The sequence below is a fragment of the Aureimonas sp. SK2 genome (genome assembly GCF_029813115.1).
GTDB lineage: Bacteria > Pseudomonadota > Alphaproteobacteria > Rhizobiales > Rhizobiaceae > Aureimonas.
In genome coordinates this window covers 67814-83941 of record NZ_JAPZDS010000008.1, presented here as the reverse complement: position 1 = coordinate 83941, position 16128 = coordinate 67814, and the positions used below count along the sequence as shown (strand labels likewise).

Annotated in this window: 11 protein-coding genes; 9 read left to right on the top strand and 2 right to left on the bottom strand. The window is 69.4% G+C overall.

Annotation, left to right across the window (positions count from 1 at the left end):
- The first annotated feature begins 8 nt into the window (after window positions 1–8).
- From O5O54_RS11830 to O5O54_RS11790, 9 genes are all read left to right on the top strand, one after another.
- Window positions 9–266, top strand: coding sequence for a hypothetical protein (locus tag O5O54_RS11830; RefSeq protein WP_279482097.1), 258 nt, complete (start codon window positions 9–11; stop codon window positions 264–266).
- Window positions 267–374: 108 nt separating this feature from the next.
- Window positions 375–1922: a glutamine synthetase family protein gene (locus O5O54_RS11825; RefSeq protein ID WP_407061698.1), complete on the top strand. Its 1548-nt coding sequence runs from the start codon at window positions 375–377 to the stop codon at window positions 1920–1922.
- Window positions 1915–3207, top strand: a complete 1293-nt coding sequence (locus O5O54_RS11820; RefSeq protein ID WP_279481974.1) for an FAD-binding oxidoreductase — start codon at window positions 1915–1917, stop codon at window positions 3205–3207. The genes O5O54_RS11825 and O5O54_RS11820 overlap by 8 nt, the downstream gene beginning before the upstream one ends.
- Before the next feature lie 147 nt (window positions 3208–3354).
- Window positions 3355–3876 (top strand): biliverdin-producing heme oxygenase, encoded by a 522-nt coding sequence (locus O5O54_RS11815; RefSeq protein ID WP_279481972.1) that lies wholly within the window; start codon window positions 3355–3357, stop codon window positions 3874–3876.
- Window positions 3873–6464 carry an HWE histidine kinase domain-containing protein gene (locus tag O5O54_RS11810; RefSeq protein WP_279481971.1) on the top strand — a complete coding sequence of 864 codons (2592 nt, stop codon included), beginning with the start codon at window positions 3873–3875 and terminating at the stop codon, window positions 6462–6464. Before O5O54_RS11815 ends, O5O54_RS11810 begins: the two co-directional genes overlap by 4 nt.
- Before the next feature lie 126 nt (window positions 6465–6590).
- A complete protein-coding gene (gene zwf / locus O5O54_RS11805; protein WP_279481969.1) occupies window positions 6591–8069 on the top strand; it encodes a glucose-6-phosphate dehydrogenase in 1479 nt (492 codons plus the stop codon).
- Between the two features lie 7 nt (window positions 8070–8076).
- Complete coding sequence (gene pgl, locus O5O54_RS11800) at window positions 8077–8778, top strand: 6-phosphogluconolactonase (protein WP_279481968.1); 702 nt, start codon at window positions 8077–8079, stop codon at window positions 8776–8778.
- 42 nt (window positions 8779–8820) lie between these two features.
- Entirely contained in the window at window positions 8821–10635 is a 1815-nt protein-coding gene (edd, locus tag O5O54_RS11795; protein ID WP_279481967.1) for a phosphogluconate dehydratase, read from the top strand.
- Window positions 10636–10750: 115 nt separating this feature from the next.
- Window positions 10751–12706 carry a nucleoside-diphosphate sugar epimerase/dehydratase gene (locus O5O54_RS11790; protein WP_279481965.1) on the top strand — a complete coding sequence of 652 codons (1956 nt, stop codon included), beginning with the start codon at window positions 10751–10753 and terminating at the stop codon, window positions 12704–12706.
- Window positions 12707–12711: 5 nt separating this feature from the next.
- Here O5O54_RS11790 and O5O54_RS11785 read toward each other — a convergent pair whose 3' ends face one another.
- A complete protein-coding gene (locus O5O54_RS11785; protein ID WP_279481963.1) occupies window positions 12712–14898 on the bottom strand; it encodes a GumC family protein in 2187 nt (728 codons plus the stop codon).
- 96 nt (window positions 14899–14994) lie between these two features.
- Window positions 14995–15984 (bottom strand): endo-1,4-beta-xylanase, encoded by a 990-nt coding sequence (locus O5O54_RS11780; RefSeq protein ID WP_279481961.1) that lies wholly within the window; start codon window positions 15982–15984, stop codon window positions 14995–14997.
- Window positions 15985–16128: the final 144 nt, after the last annotated feature.

The following is a 16128-nucleotide window of genomic DNA, read 5'->3' as shown; positions in this document are numbered from 1 at the left end:
CCGAGACCATGAGCAACGTCAGCCCGATCGAACGCCCCCGCACCCATGTCCGCGAGCGCGCCGAGGCCCAGGCCAGCGCCCTGTCGGACGAGGCGCAGAACGCCATCCGCATCCTCGCCAACGACCTGCACCGACTCAACCAGTCCGTCATGCGCGCCGTCGAGGCGGGCGTCTCCATCGAGCTCGTCCGCTCGGCCCGCCATCACGGCGGCGACGGAAGCTGGGGCGACCTGATGATCCCGGTGGTCCTGGCCAGCCGCACCTGAAGCGGCCTCAACCCGGATCACAGGCTCCGGCGCGCAGGCGCCGGAGCCTTTCGGCCTTGCCGGCAACCGGCTATGCTTCCGCCATCCGCCATTGTCCCGCAGGACCGTATGCAAGACCGCACCCGACCGCCCAAGCACGACGCCGGCGCCCCCTCCAAGATCAAGCGCGACAAGCCCAAGCGGCGCGGAGTGGCCGACGGGCGGGCGATGGGCAAGGCGGCGGGCACGCCGGTGGAGCGGCCCCGCGCCGTGCCGGCCGCCCCGTTGGCGGAGCGGGCCGTGTTCCTCGATTCCAGGCGTGGCGTGCGATCGATGGCGGAAGCCGCCGAGTGGCTGCGCGTGCGCGGCATCGACGACATCGAGTGCATCACGCCGGACCTTGCGGGCGTTGCGCGCGGCAAGATGATGCCGGCCAAGAAGTTCACCGGCAACACCTCGCTGGCGCTGCCCTCCGCCCTCTTCATGCACACGATCTCGGGCGAATACCCGGAGGAGACCGGCTCCTTCCGCTATTCGCCCAACGACGGCGACCTGAAGCTCGTGCCGGACCTGTCCACCCTGTCGGCGGTTCCCTGGGAGAGCGATCCGACGGCGCAGGTGATCTGCGACCTCGTCGACACGGCGGGGGAGGCGGTCGGCTACACGCCGCGCAACGTGCTCAAGCGCGTGATGAAACTTTACGAGGACCGCGGCTGGCGGCCCGTCGTGGCGCCGGAGATCGAGTTCTACCTCGTCTCCAAGAACGTCGATCCCGACTATCCGCTCACGCCCCCGATCGGCCGGTCCGGGCGGCAGATCCAGGGTGGCCAGTCCTATTCGATCGGCGGCATCAACGAGTTCGACGAGCTGATCGACGACATCTACCACTTCTCCGACGGGCAAGGGCTCGAGATCGACACGCTGATCCACGAGGACGGCGCCGCCCAGCTCGAGATCAACCTGCGCCACGGCGACCCGGTGGAGCTTGCCGACCAGGTCTTCATGTTCAAGCGCACGATCCGCGAGGCGGCGCTCAAGCACGACATCTACGCCACCTTCATGGCCAAGCCCATCCAGGGCCAGCCGGGCTCGGCCATGCACATCCACCAGTCGGTGATCGACGCCAGGACCGGCCGCAACGTCTTCTCGGAGGAGGACGGCTCGGCCTCGCCGCTCTTCTACCACTTCATCGGCGGCATGCAGCGCTTCGTGCCGGCGGCTCTCGTGATGATGGCGCCTTACGTCAACTCCTATCGCCGCCTGACCTACGGCATGTCCGCGCCCACCAACAACGCCTGGGGCTTCGACAACCGCACCACGGCCTTCCGCGTCCCGGCGTCCGACGCCGCAGCCCGGCGCGTCGAGAACCGCCTGCCCTCCTCCGACGCCAATCCCTATCTCGCGCTCGCCGCCTCGCTCGCCTGCGGCTGGCTCGGCATGGTCAACGCGGTGGAGCCGGACCAGCCCACCGACCGCACGGTCAACGAGGACGGCGTCATCTCCCTGCCGCGCGGCCTTCTGGAAGCGGTCGCCGCCTTCGAGGCGGAGGAAGCCTTCCAGGACGTGCTCTCCAAGGAATTCGTCGGCACCTATGCCGGCATCAAGCGCGGCGAGCACGAGACCTTCATGCAGGTCATCAGCCCGTGGGAGCGCGAGTTCCTGCTCCTGAATGTCTGAGGCCTACCAGTCCCCGATCTCGCCCGGCCGATCCTGGTACGAGGATTCTTGCGGCGAGCGTCCGCGCTATCCCGCCCTCGATGGCTCGACCCGTGCCGACGTGCTGGTGGTCGGCGGCGGGTTCACCGGCCTTTCGGCGGCGCTCCATCTGGCGCGCGCTGGGATCGACGTGGTCCTTTGCGAGGCCAGGCGGATCGGCGACGGCGCTTCCGGGCGCAACGGCGGCCAGTTCGGGACCGGCCAGCGCCGGTGGCCGGAAGAGATGGAGGAGATGTACGGGGCCGAGCGCGCTCGCCGCCTCTTCGCAATGGCCGAGGACGCCAAGGCCGGCCTGCACGAGACCATGGCGCGGGAGGGGATCGACGCCGACTTCCGGCCCGGCCAGGTCTCGCTCGTCCACCGCGCGCGCTATGTCGACGAGTTCCGCCGCCACGCCGACCATCTCGCCGAGCGCTACGATTACCCGCATCTCAGCTTCATGGACCGCGAGGAAACCGCCGAGCGCCTCGGCTCGCCCGTCTACCACGCGGGGCTCCGCGACACCGGCACCGGTCATCTCCACCCGATGAAGCTCGTGGTCGGCCTCGGGCGCGCCGCACGGCGTGCGGGCGCCCGGCTCCACGAGGAGACCCGGATCGAGGCGCTGCCCCGGTCCGAGGGCGGCCTCTGGCAGGCGCGAACGCCACGCGGCACGATCTCGGCGGCCCGCGTGCTCCTCGCCACCAACGCCCATGGCGGCCGGTTGGAGCCCCGGAGCGCCGCCCATGTCATGCCGATCCGCTCCTTCATCGCGGCGACCGAGCCGCTGGCGGAGCCCGACCGCGTGCTGCCCGGCAACGAGGCGGCGGACGATTCACGCTTCGTGGTGCGCTACTTCCGCAAGAGCGCCGACGGGCGGCTCCTGTTCGGCGGGCGCGAGGCCTATTCCTCCGCCTCCGGCGACATCGCGGGCCAGATCCGCCGCCAGGTCGTCTCCATCTGGCCGCACCTCTCGGATGTCCGCTTCACCCATGCCTGGGGCGGTTCGGTGGCCGTCACCCGGCCCCGCATGCCCTATGTCGCGGAGGTCGAGCCCGGTCTCGACGTGATCGCGGGCTTTTCCGGCCACGGGGTGATGCTGACGCACTGGACGGGGCGCCTCTACGCCGAGCGGATCGCGGGCGGCGGCGAAACGTTGCGGGATCTGGCGGACCTCGACATTCCCGCCTTTCCCGGCGGAACCCTTCTGCGCGCGCCGCTCCTGTTCCTCGCCATGACCTGGTACGCCTTGCGCGACCGGGTGTGATGGACGAAAAGAACGAAAACATCCGTCGCGTCCGTACGGACCTGACCTTTTCGCAGTCCGTCCTTGAACGCATCCGCTTCCCAATCCCGACCCGTCCCGTCCCTCCGCGACAGGCTCCGCGCGGATACGCGCGAGGCGCATGAGGCCTTGGACGCCCTGTTCGACGGCATGTTCAACGATGCGACGGGTGCGCAGTACAAGCGCTTCATCGCCATGAATCTTGCCGCGCACGAGGCGATCGAACCGGTGTTAGCGCAGAGTCCGATCGGACTTCGCGTGGACGAAGGCGATGCCGGACGACTGGACGCCGCCCGCCGCGACGCCGCCGAACTGCGGATCGAGGCGGCTCCGGCTCCGGAATTTCCGTTGCCACGACCCGATCTCTTCGAGGCCTTTGGTATCGGCTATGTGCTGGAAGGATCGCGTCTCGGCGCAAAATATATGTCGCGCGCCATCAAACGTGATCGCGATGTGAATGGCGGATCGTGGCCGACTGCTTATTTGGAAGCTTCCAGCGACGCGCGTCCGTTCACCCGTCTGCTCGACCGAATGGCGGCCGAGCCCTCGGATGAGGCGGACATTCGCCGCGCGGTTGCCGCGGCGGATGCGACCTTCCGCTATTTCCGGACCCTTTGCGGGGACGAGCCAAGAAGGACGAATCGCGTTTGACGATCCAGCCCCAGCCGTTCGGCGACGTCGACATCACGAACTGCGAGCGTGAGCCGATCCAGTTCCTGGGGCGTATCCAGAACTTCGGCTATCTGATCGCCGTCTCGACCGACTGGCTGATCGAGCGCGTCTCGGCCAATATCGGCGATGTGGTGGCGCGCGAACCCGAAAGCCTTCTCGGCGAGCCGGTCCTGTCGATCGTCTCCGAGGGCGCGCTGCACTCGATACGCGGCCGGCTGCAGATCCTGTCGGGCGAAAGCGGGTCCGAACGCATCGTCGGCCTCGACCTGTTCGGCACCGGCATGCGCTTCGACGTGGCGATCCACGTCTCGAACGGCTCCATCATCGTGGAGGCCGAGCCGCAGGCGGAGCGCCCGTCCACCAATCCCGGCGCGCTGGTCAAGAGTATGATCACCCGCGTCCAGAAGACGCAAGGGCTGGACGGGCTCTACAAGGAGAGCGTGCGGCAGCTGCGCGGCATCACCGGCTTCGACCGCGTGATGCTCTACCGCTTCGCCAGCGAAGGCGCCGGTTCGGTGATCGCCGAGGCGGCGCGTTCGGGCATCGGCTCCTTTCTCGGGCTCAACTACCCCGCGACCGACATCCCGCCGCAGGCGCGCGCGCTCTACGTGCGCAACCAGGTGCGCCTGATCGCGGACGTGCAGTCCGAGACGGTGCCCGTGGTTCCGGAACTCGATCCGCACGGCCGGCCGATCGACCTCTCCCTGTCGGTCCTGCGCTCGGTCTCGCCCATCCATATCGAGTATCTCACCAACATGGGCGTCTCGGCCTCCATGTCGGTGTCGATCGTGATCGACGGCCAGCTCTGGGGCCTCTTCGCGCTTCACAACTACGCGCCCCGGCACCTGCCGATGGAGGTGCGCGCGGCGGCCGAGCTGTTCGGCCAGATGGTCTCGCTGATCATCGAGGGGCGCCTTGCCAAGGAGCAGCGCCAGCTCGAGGAGGCCGGCCGCATCCTGCACGACCGCTTCGTCTCGCGCATCGTCGCCGCCTCCTCGACGCTGGACACGATCGGCGAGTTCGCCGACGACCTGCGCGAGATCATTCCGTCCGACGGCTTCGCGATCTACGTCAAGGGCGAGGCGCAGTGCTACGGCCATTGCCCGACGCCCGAGGAGATCGCCAACCTATCGCGTTTCCTGAACCGGGCGGGCTCGGGACGCATCTACGCGACGGACGAGATCTCGGCGGTCCATCCCCCGGGCGCCGACTTCATCGAGCGGGCGGCAGGCGTTCTCGCCATCCCGATCTCGCGCTCCCCGCGCGACTATCTCCTGTTCTTCCGCCGCGAGATCATCCAGACCGTGACCTGGGCGGGCGATCCGAAGACCAAGGAGCGCACGATCGGGCCGAACGGCGTGCGCCTCACGCCGCGCAAGAGCTTCGAGGCCTGGAAGCAGACCGTCCACGGCAAGAGCTATCCCTGGACGATGAGCGAGACCAAGGCTGCCGAAGGCCTGCGCGTGTCGATCCTGGAAGTTCTGCTCCGCTTCAACGAGGAAAGCGAACGCCAGCAGTCGCTTGCCGCGCAGCGTCAGGAACTCCTGATCGCCGAGCTGAACCATCGCGTCCGCAATATCCTCAGCCTGATCCGTGCGCTCGTGGTGCAGTCGAAGCCGGGCGCCGCGACGGTGGACGACTTCGCGGCCATCATCGGCGGGCGCATCCAGGCCCTGGCCCGTGCCCACGACCAGATCACCAGCTCCGATGTCGGCGCGGTCACGCTGCGCCACATCATCCGCACGGAGGTGTCGGCCTATATCGGGACGAAGTCGAGCCGCATTCAGCTCTCGGGGCCGGACATCTTCGTCGAGGCCGTCACCTTCTCGACGCTGGCCCTCGTCTTCCACGAGCTCGTCACCAATTCGGCCAAGTACGGCGCCTTGTCGGATTCGTCCGGCAGCGTCGACGTGACCTGGTGGATCGACGACAACGACGCCTGCCGGATCGAGTGGGTGGAAAGCGGCGGACCGCCGGTCAGCGCGCCCAAGCGGCGTGGCTTCGGCTCGACCATCATCGAGCGCTCCATCCCGCACGATCTGTCGGGCGAGGCGCGGATCGACTACCATCTGGCGGGCGTGCGTGCCCAGTTCACCCTGCCGGCCAACGTCTTCCACCTCGAAGCGACACGCACGACCGCACAGGCGGAGGACGCGCCCGTCGCCGCAGAGCAGGCGCCCGTCCCGGTCGCCGCGCTTGCGGGACTGCGCGGCTTGGTGGTCGAGGACAACCTCATCATCTCGCTCGACGCCGAGCAGATGATGTTCGACAACGGCATGGTCGAGGTCTTCACCGCCGCCAGCGTCGGCGAGGCGCGCAAGGTGATCGCGGCCCAGGCGATCGACGTCGCGCTCCTCGACGTCAATCTCGGTTCGGAGACCTCCTTCCCGCTGGTCCGGGACCTCAATGCGCGCGGGATCCCCTTCGTGTTCGTGACCGGCTACGGCGAGGATATCGAACTGCCGCTCGAGGCGGGCGAGACGGATGCCGTGAAGAAGCCCTTCGTCGGCGAACTCCTGGTCAGCGCCATCGCGCGGGCCGCCGCCCGCCGCCGCAAGCCGGAATGAACCTGGACCGGCCCTATCCAGGCCGGTCCGCTTCGCCCTTTCAATTTTCAATCGATTGAATTATCCACGGTCGAGGGATCGGATCGGGTCCTGACCGGTTTCCCCGCCGAACGGAAAAGGCAGAGCATGTCCAGTCAGATCATTCCCGTCGAATGCTTCGACTACATCGTCTTCGGTGGCAACGGCGACCTCGCCGAGCGCAAGCTGCTGCCCGCCCTCTACCACCGGGACCTCGACGGCCAGATTCCGCCGGGCGCGCGCATCATCGGCGCCTCCCGCACGCCCTTCTCCGACGAGGAATACCGCGCCTTCGGCCGCGAGGCCCTGAACGCCTTCGTTGCCGAGAGCCACCGGTCGGACGAGGCCGTGGACCGATTCCTGTCGCGCCTCCACTATCGGCAGGTGGACGCCAAGTCCGAGACCGGCTGGGCCGAGCTGAAGAGCCTCCTCGACGAGGCGGGTCAGGACCGCATCCGTGCCTTCTATCTCGCCGTCAGCCCGAGCCTCTTCGGCGACCTCGCCTCTTCGGTGAAGCGCCACGGCCTGGCGCACGAGGAGACCCGTCTCGTGGTGGAGAAGCCGGTCGGGCGCGACCTCGCCTCCGCCAAGGCCCTCAACGCGCTGATCGGCGAGCACTTCCAGGAAAGCCAGGTCTTCCGGATCGACCACTATCTCGGCAAGGAGACCGTGCAGAACCTGATGGCGCTGCGCTTCGCCAACATGCTCTACGAGCCCCTGTGGAACTCGGCCTTCGTGGACCATGTCCAGATCACGGTGGCAGAGAGCGTCGGCCTGGAAGGGCGCGCGGGCTACTACGACAAGGCCGGCGCCCTGCGCGACATGGTGCAGAACCACATCCTGCAGCTCGTCTGCCTCGTGGCGCTGGAGCCGCCGTCCGCCATGGACGCCGACGCGCTGCGCGACGAGAAGCTGAAGATCCTGCGCTCGCTGAAGCGCATCGACGAGAGCAACATCGAGCACCTCACCGTGCGCGGCCAGTACAAGGCCGGCGCCTCCAACGGCGGCGCGGTGAAGGGCTATCTCGAGGATCTCGGCGAGCCGACCAGCGACACCGAGACCTTCGTCGCCATCAAGGCCGAGATCAACAACTGGCGCTGGGCCGGGGTGCCCTTCTACATCCGCACGGGCAAGCGCCTGTCGGAGCGCATGAGCGAGATCGTCGTCACCTTCCGCCCGATCCCGCACTCGATCTTCGAGGGCACAGCCGGCCACGTCCAGCAGAACCAGCTCGTGATGCGCCTTCAGCCCGACGAGGGCGTGAAGCAGTGGCTGATGATCAAGGACCCCGGCCCCGGCGGCATGCGCCTGCGCCACGTGCCGTTGGACATGAGCTTCGCCGAGAGCTTCCATGTCCGCAATCCGGACGCCTACGAGCGCCTGCTGATGGACGTCATCCGCGGCAACCAGACCCTGTTCATGCGCCGCGACGAGGTCGAGGCCGCATGGGAATGGGTGGACCCGATCCTCAAGGCCTGGGAAGCCCGTGCCGTCCGCCCGCAGGGCTACACGTCCGGCACCTGGGGCCCCTCCTCCTCCATCGCGCTGATCGAGCGCGACGGGCGGACCTGGCACGAACCCGATTGAGGCCGGCATGACGATCCGCGAGCACCACTACGAGACGCGCCCGGCGCTGGCCGAGGCGCTGGCGACGGGCGTCGCCGCCGTCCTGTGCGGAGGCATCGCGACGCGGGGCCAGGCGGTGCTCGCCGTGTCCGGCGGCTCGACGCCCAAGCTCTTCTTCCAGACACTGGCCAAGACCGATCTCGACTGGTCGCGCGTCACCGTCTGCCTCGTGGACGAACGCTGGGTGCCGGAGACGAGCGAGCGCTCCAACACGCGCCTCATCCGCGAGAACCTCCTGACAGGTCGCGCCGCGGACGCGCGCCTGGAGCCGCTTTTCGAGGACGGCCCGAGCGCCCGAGAGGCGGAAGACGAAGTCTCGCGGCGCCTCTCCGCCCTGCCGCGCCCCTTCGACGCCGTGATCCTCGGGATGGGCAACGACGGCCACACGGCCTCGTTCTTTCCCGGCGCCGACCGTCTGGCGGAAGCCATCGACCCGCATGCCGGGCACCGCGTCGTCGCCATCGAGGCGCCGGGCGCCGGCGAGCCGCGCATCACCCTGGCGCTCCCCTTCCTTCTCGAAGCCCGCTTCCTGGCCCTCCATATCGAAGGCCAGGAGAAGCGGGACACGCTGGCGGAGGCGCTCGGCGACGGCCCGGTCGAGGAGATGCCCGTTCGCTCCGTCCTGCGCGCCGCGCGCCCGGAACCGCTTCAAGTCTTCTGGGCACCCTGACGCGCCCGCCCGAACCGCCCTCCGACCCGAAGGGGTGATGCCATGGCCGCCGACCGCCGCATCGAAGAGATCACCAACCGCATCCGCGAGCGCTCCAAGGCGACGCGCGAGCCCTATCTCGACCGCATCCGCCAGAAGGGCGCGTCGGCGCCCAAGCGCGCCGCCCTCAACTGCGGCAACCTCGCCCACGGCTTCGCCGCCTGCGGCCCGGTCGACAAGGAACGCCTGACCGGCGACCGGACGCTGAACCTCGGCATCATCACCTCCTACAACGACATGCTCTCGGCGCATCAGCCGTTCGAGACCTACCCGGAGATCATCCGCCAGACGGCGCGTGAAGCAGGCGCGACGGCCCAGGTCGCGGGCGGCGTGCCGGCCATGTGCGACGGCGTCACGCAAGGGCAGGTCGGCATGGAGCTGTCGCTCTTCTCGCGCGACGTCATCGCCATGTCCGCCGCGGTCGGCCTCAGCCACGACATGTACGACGCGGCCGTCTATCTCGGCGTCTGCGACAAGATCGTGCCGGGCCTCGTGATCGCCGCGCTCTCCTTCGGCCACCTGCCGGCGATCTTCGTGCCGGCGGGACCGATGACCACGGGCCTGCCCAACGACGAGAAGGCGCGCGTGCGCCAGCTCTACGCCGAGGGCAAGGTCGGGCGCGACGCGCTGCTCGAGGCCGAGTCCAAGAGCTATCACGGCCCCGGCACCTGCACCTTCTACGGCACGGCCAATTCCAACCAGATGCTGATGGAGATCATGGGCCTGCACACGCCGGGTTCGTCCTTCGTCAATCCGAACACGCCGCTGCGCGACGCGCTGACGCGCGAGGCGACGCGCCGCGCGCTGTCGATCACGGCCTTGGGGAACGAATACACGCCCGCCGGCCTCGTGGTGGACGAGCGGGCCGTGGTGAACGGCGTGGTCGGCCTCCACGCGACCGGCGGCTCGACCAACCACACGCTGCACCTTGTCGCCATGGCCGCGGCGGCGGGCATCCAGCTCACCTGGGCCGACATTTCCGAACTGTCGGACGTGACTCCGCTGCTGGCCCGCGTCTATCCCAACGGCCTGGCCGACGTGAACCACTTCCAGGCGGCGGGGGGCATGGGCTTCCTGATCCGCGAACTCCTGTCCCACGGCCTCCTGCACGACGACGTGCGCACCGCCTGGGGCACGGGCCTCGGTGCCTATACGGTGGAAGCCAGGCTCGGCTCCGAGGGCCAGGTCGTGCGCGTGCCCGCGCCCGAGCAGAGCGGCGATCCGAAGGTTCTCACGACAGCCGACCAGCCCTTCTCCTCCAACGGCGGCCTGCGCATGCTCAAGGGCAATGTGGGCAAGGCGGTGATCAAGGTTTCCGCCGTGAAGCCGGAAAAGCGGGTGGTCGAAGCGCCCGCCCGCGTCTTCCACGATCAGGACGCGCTCCAGCGCGCCTTCAAGGCGGGCGAGCTGACCGGCGACTTCGTCGCCGTGGTCCGCTTCCAGGGTCCGAAATCCAACGGCATGCCGGAGCTGCACAAGCTCACGCCCTCGCTCGGCGTCCTGCAGGACCGCGGCCAGAAGGTGGCGCTCGTGACCGACGGGCGCATGTCGGGCGCGTCCGGCAAGGTGCCGGCGGCGATCCACGTGACGCCGGAAGCGCTCGACGGCGGACCGATCGGCAAGATCCGCGACGGCGACCTCATCCGCCTCGACGGCGAGGCGGGAACGCTGGAGGTGCTGGTGGACCCGGCCGAGTTCGCGCGCCGCCCCAACGCCGAGGCCGACCTTTCGGCCAACGAGACCGGCCTCGGGCGCGAGCTCTTCGCCGTCTTCCGCCGCGCCGTCGGCACGGCCGACACGGGCGCCAGCGTCTTCTGACCTGAGCGGCGGGATCGCCCGCCGCGTGACATTTCGCGCCGTTCGGTTAGAGGTGCGCGGGAGGTGAAGCCGCCCGGGCGGGCGGCTCGCCGACGCCCCTGCCGCGGAATCGCCCATGCTGCCTCGCCTTCTGTCCAGCCTGCCCCGCGGATCCTTCCGCTCGCTCGGCATCGTCCACGACGTGCTGATCGCGGCCGTGGCGATCTCGCTGTCGCTGGGCCTCGCCTTCGGCTTCCGGATCACCTTCAACAACTGGCAGATCTGGTCGCTGATCGTCGCCTTCACCGCCCTGTCGGCGGCGATGTTCCCGCTCTTCTCGCTCAACAGCGGCGCATGGCGCTACGCCTCGCTGCTCGACGTCCTGTCGATCGTCAAGGCGGTGACGGCGATCAACGTCGTGTTCCTGGCGGGCCACTTCATCCTGTTCCGCGGCCTGTATCTGCCACGCTCGTCGCTGGTGATGACCTGGTTCATCATGATCGTCGGCCTCGGCGGCCCGCGCCTCGCCTACCGCCTCTGGAAGGAGCAGGGCCTCTCGGCGCGCTTCTTCGATACGAGCGGCATCCGCGTGCCCGTCGAGAACGTCGTGATCTACGGCTTCACCGACAATGCCGACCTCTTCATCCGCGACGCGCGCCGCTCGCACCACGGCGTCCACATTCTCGGCCTCCTGGACGAGAAATCCAAGAACCAGGGGCGCCAGCTCCACGGCGTGAAGGTGCTGGGCGGGCTCGCCGACCTGCCGGAGATCGCGCGCCGGGCGGAGCTCGGCGCGACGCCGGTCCATCAGCTCATCGTCGCCAAGCCCCAGGTGCCGCCGGCCGAGCTGTCCGCCGTCGTGGAGGTCGCCGCACCCCTCAAGATCGCGGTCAAGCGGCTGCCCGACATCTCGCGCGCCGGCGACCTCGGCAACACGCCCATCGAGGTCCTGCCCGTGTCGCTGGAGGATCTTCTCGGCCGGCGTGAGATCCGTCTCGACATCGAGGAGGTCGCCCGCCTGATCCGCGGCCGCTGCATCGCGGTCACGGGCGCGGGCGGCTCGATCGGCTCGGAACTCGTCGACCAGATCGCCTCGTTCGGGCCGAAGCGTCTCGTCCTGATCGATGCCGGCGAATTCAACCTCTATTCGATCGGCCGCCGCATGGCCGAGCGCCACCCGGGCATCGAGACGGTGGAGCGCGTCGCCGACGTGCGTCAGCGCGACCGTATCATGGCGATCTTCGGACAGTGGCGCCCGGAGGTCATCTTCCACGCCGCCGCGCTGAAGCACGTGCCGATCGTCGAGGAGAACCCGCTGGAGGGCATCGAGACGAACCTTCTCGGCTCGCGCAACGTGGCGGATGCCGCGCTCGCCTGCGAGGCGCTCGCCTTCGTCATGGTCTCGACCGACAAGGCGGTGAACCCGACCAACGTGATGGGCGCCACCAAGCGCGCGGCGGAGGCCTACTGCCAGGCGCTGGACCTCGGGCAAGCCGGCACGCGCTTCATGACCGTGCGCTTCGGCAATGTCATGGGCTCGGCCGGTTCGGTGATCCCGCTGTTCCAGAGCCAGCTGGCGCGCGGCGGGCCGATCACCGTCACCGATCCCGACATCACCCGCTTCTTCATGACCATCCCGGAAGCCTCGCGGCTGATCCTCCACGCCGCTGGCCACGGCATCGCCGACCGGGCGGCCGAGGGGCAGATCTTCGTGCTCGACATGGGCGAGCCGATCCGCATCACCGAGCTTGCCGAGCGGCTGATCCAGCTCGCGGGCCTGCGGCCCCACAAGGACATCCGGATCGAGTATACGGGGCTGCGCAAGGGCGAGAAGCTCTACGAGGAGCTGTTCGGCGAGGGCGAGACGCGGGAGGACACCGGCCTGCCCGGACTCCTGATCGCGCGCTCGCGGGTATCCGACATCGCCTTCCTGCGCACGCGCTTCGAGGCGATCGGCGAGGCCCTGCGGGCCGGCGACGTCGCCGCCGCCGTCGCGCTCCTCACCGAGGTGGTGCCGGAGTTCGGCCGCGCCCGGCTATCGAACGCGGCCTCGATCAGCCCGGCCCTTCCCGCTCCGCTACCCGAGGCCTGAAGTGCTCAGAGGTCGTCGTCGGCCTGGGCCTGCGCCTGCACGGCGGCGGCGCGGCGGTTGCGCGCGGCCGCCAAGCGCAGGCTGATGCGCTCGCGGCGCTCCTCGGCCGAGCCGGTGTCGCCCAGCGAGACCGGCGCGATCTCGGGGGCGGCCAGCGCGTTCCCCGAACGACGGGCGCCGAGGTCGCGGATGCGCTGGCGCAGGGCTTCGCGGCGGGCCTCGATCTCGGCCGGAATTTCGGCCGCGGCGGGAGGCGGCATGTCGGCGACCGGCGACGAGGTCTCGGTGTCGGCCTCGGCCGTTTCGGCCGCTACCGTCGGTTCCCCGGCGCTGGACTCGGCAGACGCTGGCTCTGAGTCCCGCGTCTCGACCGCGGCGATCTCCGCCTCACCCACCTCTTCGGCGACCGGCACGTCGTCGTGCGCGGCTTGGTCCTCGGCCATCGGCGATGCATCCACCGCCGTCTCGGCCTCCTCGGTCGCGGCCTCCAGAGGCCGGTCCGCCGGGGAAGCCTCCGGCTCCTCGACGGGGCCGCGCGTCTCCGGCGGCTCGAAGGATCCGCCGCGCAGCGACCAGGCGCCTTCGCCGACATCCAGTGCCGGAGCCTCGATCGGTGCCCGATCGGGCGCGGCGGGAACGGCGGGCGGGATGTCGTAGTCGGCCTGCGCCGGGACGGGGGCCAGCGGGCGGGCGGCGCGGGCGACCGGCCTTGCCGCAGCGGCCGTCGCCGGCACCGCCACGCCGCGCACGGCCCGGATGGCGGCCACCAGAAGCGCCAAGGCGACGCCGAGCGCGATCCCGCCGACGAAGCCGAGCACCACCACGAGCTTGCGCGACAGGCTGGACGGGCTGAACGGCACGGTGGCATCGGAGATGACGCGCACGTTGGTGGTGTTCAGGCTTTCCTGCTCGCCGGTCTGGCGGGCGCGCAGGAGATAGGCTTCGTAGACGGCGCGCGAGGCGTCCACTTCGCGCTCGAGCTCGCGCAACCGCACGAAGGCGCCGCTGGTCTCGATCTGGCGCGAGCGGAGCGTGTCGATCTGGCTGGTCAGGTCGCGCTCGGTCGCCTGGGCGCGGGCGAGTTCCGTCTGGGCCGAGGCGACGATGCGCGACAGCTCGGTCTCGATGGCGCGGCGGGCGGTCGCCACGGCCTGGTCGGCCGCGATGCGCTGGGGATGGCGGGGGCCGAGGCGCGAGGCGAGGATCGCCTGGTTCTGCGCCGCTTCCGAAAAGACCTGACGCAGGCGCAGGAGCGATTCGGAGGTGAGCCCCTCCGGGAACGAGCCGGCCGCGATGTCCTCGACGCTCGCCTCGCGCAGCGAGCGGGCACGCACGTTGAGGGCCGTGATCTGGGAGCGGACGTCGGCGAGCTGGGTGTTGACGCGCGTGATGAAGTCGTCGTCGATCAGCCGGCCGCCGACGCCCACGAGCTGGTTCTGCGCCTTGTAGGCCTCGGCCGCGTCCTCCGCCTCCACGACCCGTGCCCGCAGCTCGGCAAGGCGCGACGACAGCGCCGTCGTGGCGCGGCGCGCGAGGTCGGACTGCGCCCGGCCCTGCTCGGCGATGAAGGTCTGCGTGGTCAGGTTGGCGAGGCGGGCGGCCTTTTCCGGGTCCTCGCTCTTCACCGAGACGTTGATGACGAAGCTGTTGGCGTTGCGCACCGCCGTGATGTGGCGCCACAGGTTGGAGACCGTACGCAGCTCGCGTGATTCGGCCGCCGAGACCGGATCGTCGGACATGAGCGCCGCGACCACCGCCGACAGGTTGCCAAGCCAGGACTGGCGCAGGCCGTTGAACTCGGTATCCGAGGTGAGATCCGCCTCGCGCACGACGCGCAGGAGCACGCTGTTGGACGTCATGACCGCGATCTGGCTTTCCACCAGGGCCAGCGCCGCGTCCGTGTTGAGACCGTTGGCCGTCGGCGTCACCTCGTTCTGGACGAGGTTGAGCTCGCGGGGGTCCAGCACGATCTGAGCCGTCGCGGTGTACTGCTTGGGCTGCGACATGGCGATCGCGCCGGCGGCGACCGCCCCGAGGATGCCGAGAAACAGGATCCTGCCGCGAGACCGCCAGACGGCGCCCGCGAGATAGGCCGGATCGAGGAAGCTTTCGCGATGGCGCGCGGCGCCTTCCACCGGAGCGGGGTCCCAGCGGGAGGCGGGGCGGGATGCGGCATCCTCGGCATAGAACATGGGTCGGCCCTGGACAGGAAAGCGCGGTTTGCGAGCCTCACCCTTCACCATTCATGGGAAACAAACCGTTAAGACGCCGAACTCCGTCTTAATCGTTCAGCCCTGCGCAAGCCGGCGGCGTAGGTCGCCGTACCAGGCCTTCGGCCTCAGGTCGGCGTCGAACGGCAGGGGCCGGCAGGGCTGGCCGTCGCCGCGGGGCATCACGTCCTCGACCCAGTTGTAGCGGTCGGTCAGCCCCCAGGTGATCACCGTCTCCGGTCGCTGGCCGCCGAGGAGCCCGTCGAGATAGTCGCCCACCACCTTGGCCGCCGCCCGGTCGATCTCCTCCGGGCCTCCGGGGACCTGGAAGTCGATGACGTCGAGCTCGGTGGTGAGAATCCCGACGCCCAAGGCCTTCAGGTCGGCGCCGAAGCGCGCGAGCGCCTCCACGTCGATCTCCTGGTGGGCGTAGAGATGGGCCTGGAGGCCCGCCGCGTCGATGCGGATGCCGGCATCCTGGAGCTGGCGCACGATGGACAGGGCGATGGCCCGGCGCTGGTCGAAGCGCGGCCCGCGAAACTCGAGATCATATTCGTTGAGCACCATCTTCGCCTTCGGGTCGGCGCGCGAAGCGGCCACAAAGGCGATCGGGATATGCCGGGGTCCGAGGCGGCGGAGCCAGAACGTGTCGCGCAAGGGGCCGCCGTTCTCCTCCGGCTCGTGCGCGATCACCTCGTTGACGACGTCCCAGCTCGTCAGCCGCCCCTTGCAGTGGTCCGCGACGCGCTCGATGTGATCGACGAGCGCGCGTTCCAGTTCGACGGGGTCTTCGATCGCCTCCACCCAGGCCGGATTGGTGGAGTACCAGACGAAGGTCGTGCCGCGCGCGGTCTTGCCGTTGTCGCGGCAGAAGTCGAGCAGCCGGTCGGCGCGGCTGAAGTCGAACTGACCGCGCTCCGGCTGGACAAGGGCGAACTTCAGCTCGTTCATCGGCAGGACGAGGTCGCATTCGCGCGCGAAGAGATCGCGATAGCTCGTGTCCTCGAAATGCTCGGACTGGATGGCCGCCCCGAACGGAATACCCTTCGGCGCGGCCGTGGCCGGCAAGGCGAGCCCGGCGGCGGCGGCCGCTGCGCCGCCCAGAAACGAACGGCGCGTTAAGCTCGCACCGTTATGAAAAAGGCGGCGGGAGCCTGCGCGGAGGGTGCCCGGAACGTCCATGCTCATCTCGTCCGCTGCCCCGGTGCCTCG

What these genes read in the sequence shown, in the direction of transcription:
- O5O54_RS11830 (WP_279482097.1), top strand. Translation starts at nt 9, where the DNA reads ATGAGCAACGTCAGCCCGATCGAACGCCCCCGCACCCATGTCCGCGAG.
- O5O54_RS11825 (WP_407061698.1), top strand. Translation starts at nt 375, where the DNA reads ATGCAAGACCGCACCCGACCGCCCAAGCACGACGCCGGCGCCCCCTCC.
- O5O54_RS11820 (WP_279481974.1), top strand. Translation starts at nt 1,915, where the DNA reads ATGTCTGAGGCCTACCAGTCCCCGATCTCGCCCGGCCGATCCTGGTAC.
- zwf (WP_279481969.1), top strand. Translation starts at nt 6,591, where the DNA reads ATGTCCAGTCAGATCATTCCCGTCGAATGCTTCGACTACATCGTCTTC.
- pgl (WP_279481968.1), top strand. Translation starts at nt 8,077, where the DNA reads ATGACGATCCGCGAGCACCACTACGAGACGCGCCCGGCGCTGGCCGAG.
- edd (WP_279481967.1), top strand. Translation starts at nt 8,821, where the DNA reads ATGGCCGCCGACCGCCGCATCGAAGAGATCACCAACCGCATCCGCGAG.
- O5O54_RS11790 (WP_279481965.1), top strand. Translation starts at nt 10,751, where the DNA reads ATGCTGCCTCGCCTTCTGTCCAGCCTGCCCCGCGGATCCTTCCGCTCG.
- O5O54_RS11785 (WP_279481963.1), bottom strand. Translation starts at nt 14,898, where the DNA reads ATGTTCTATGCCGAGGATGCCGCATCCCGCCCCGCCTCCCGCTGGGAC.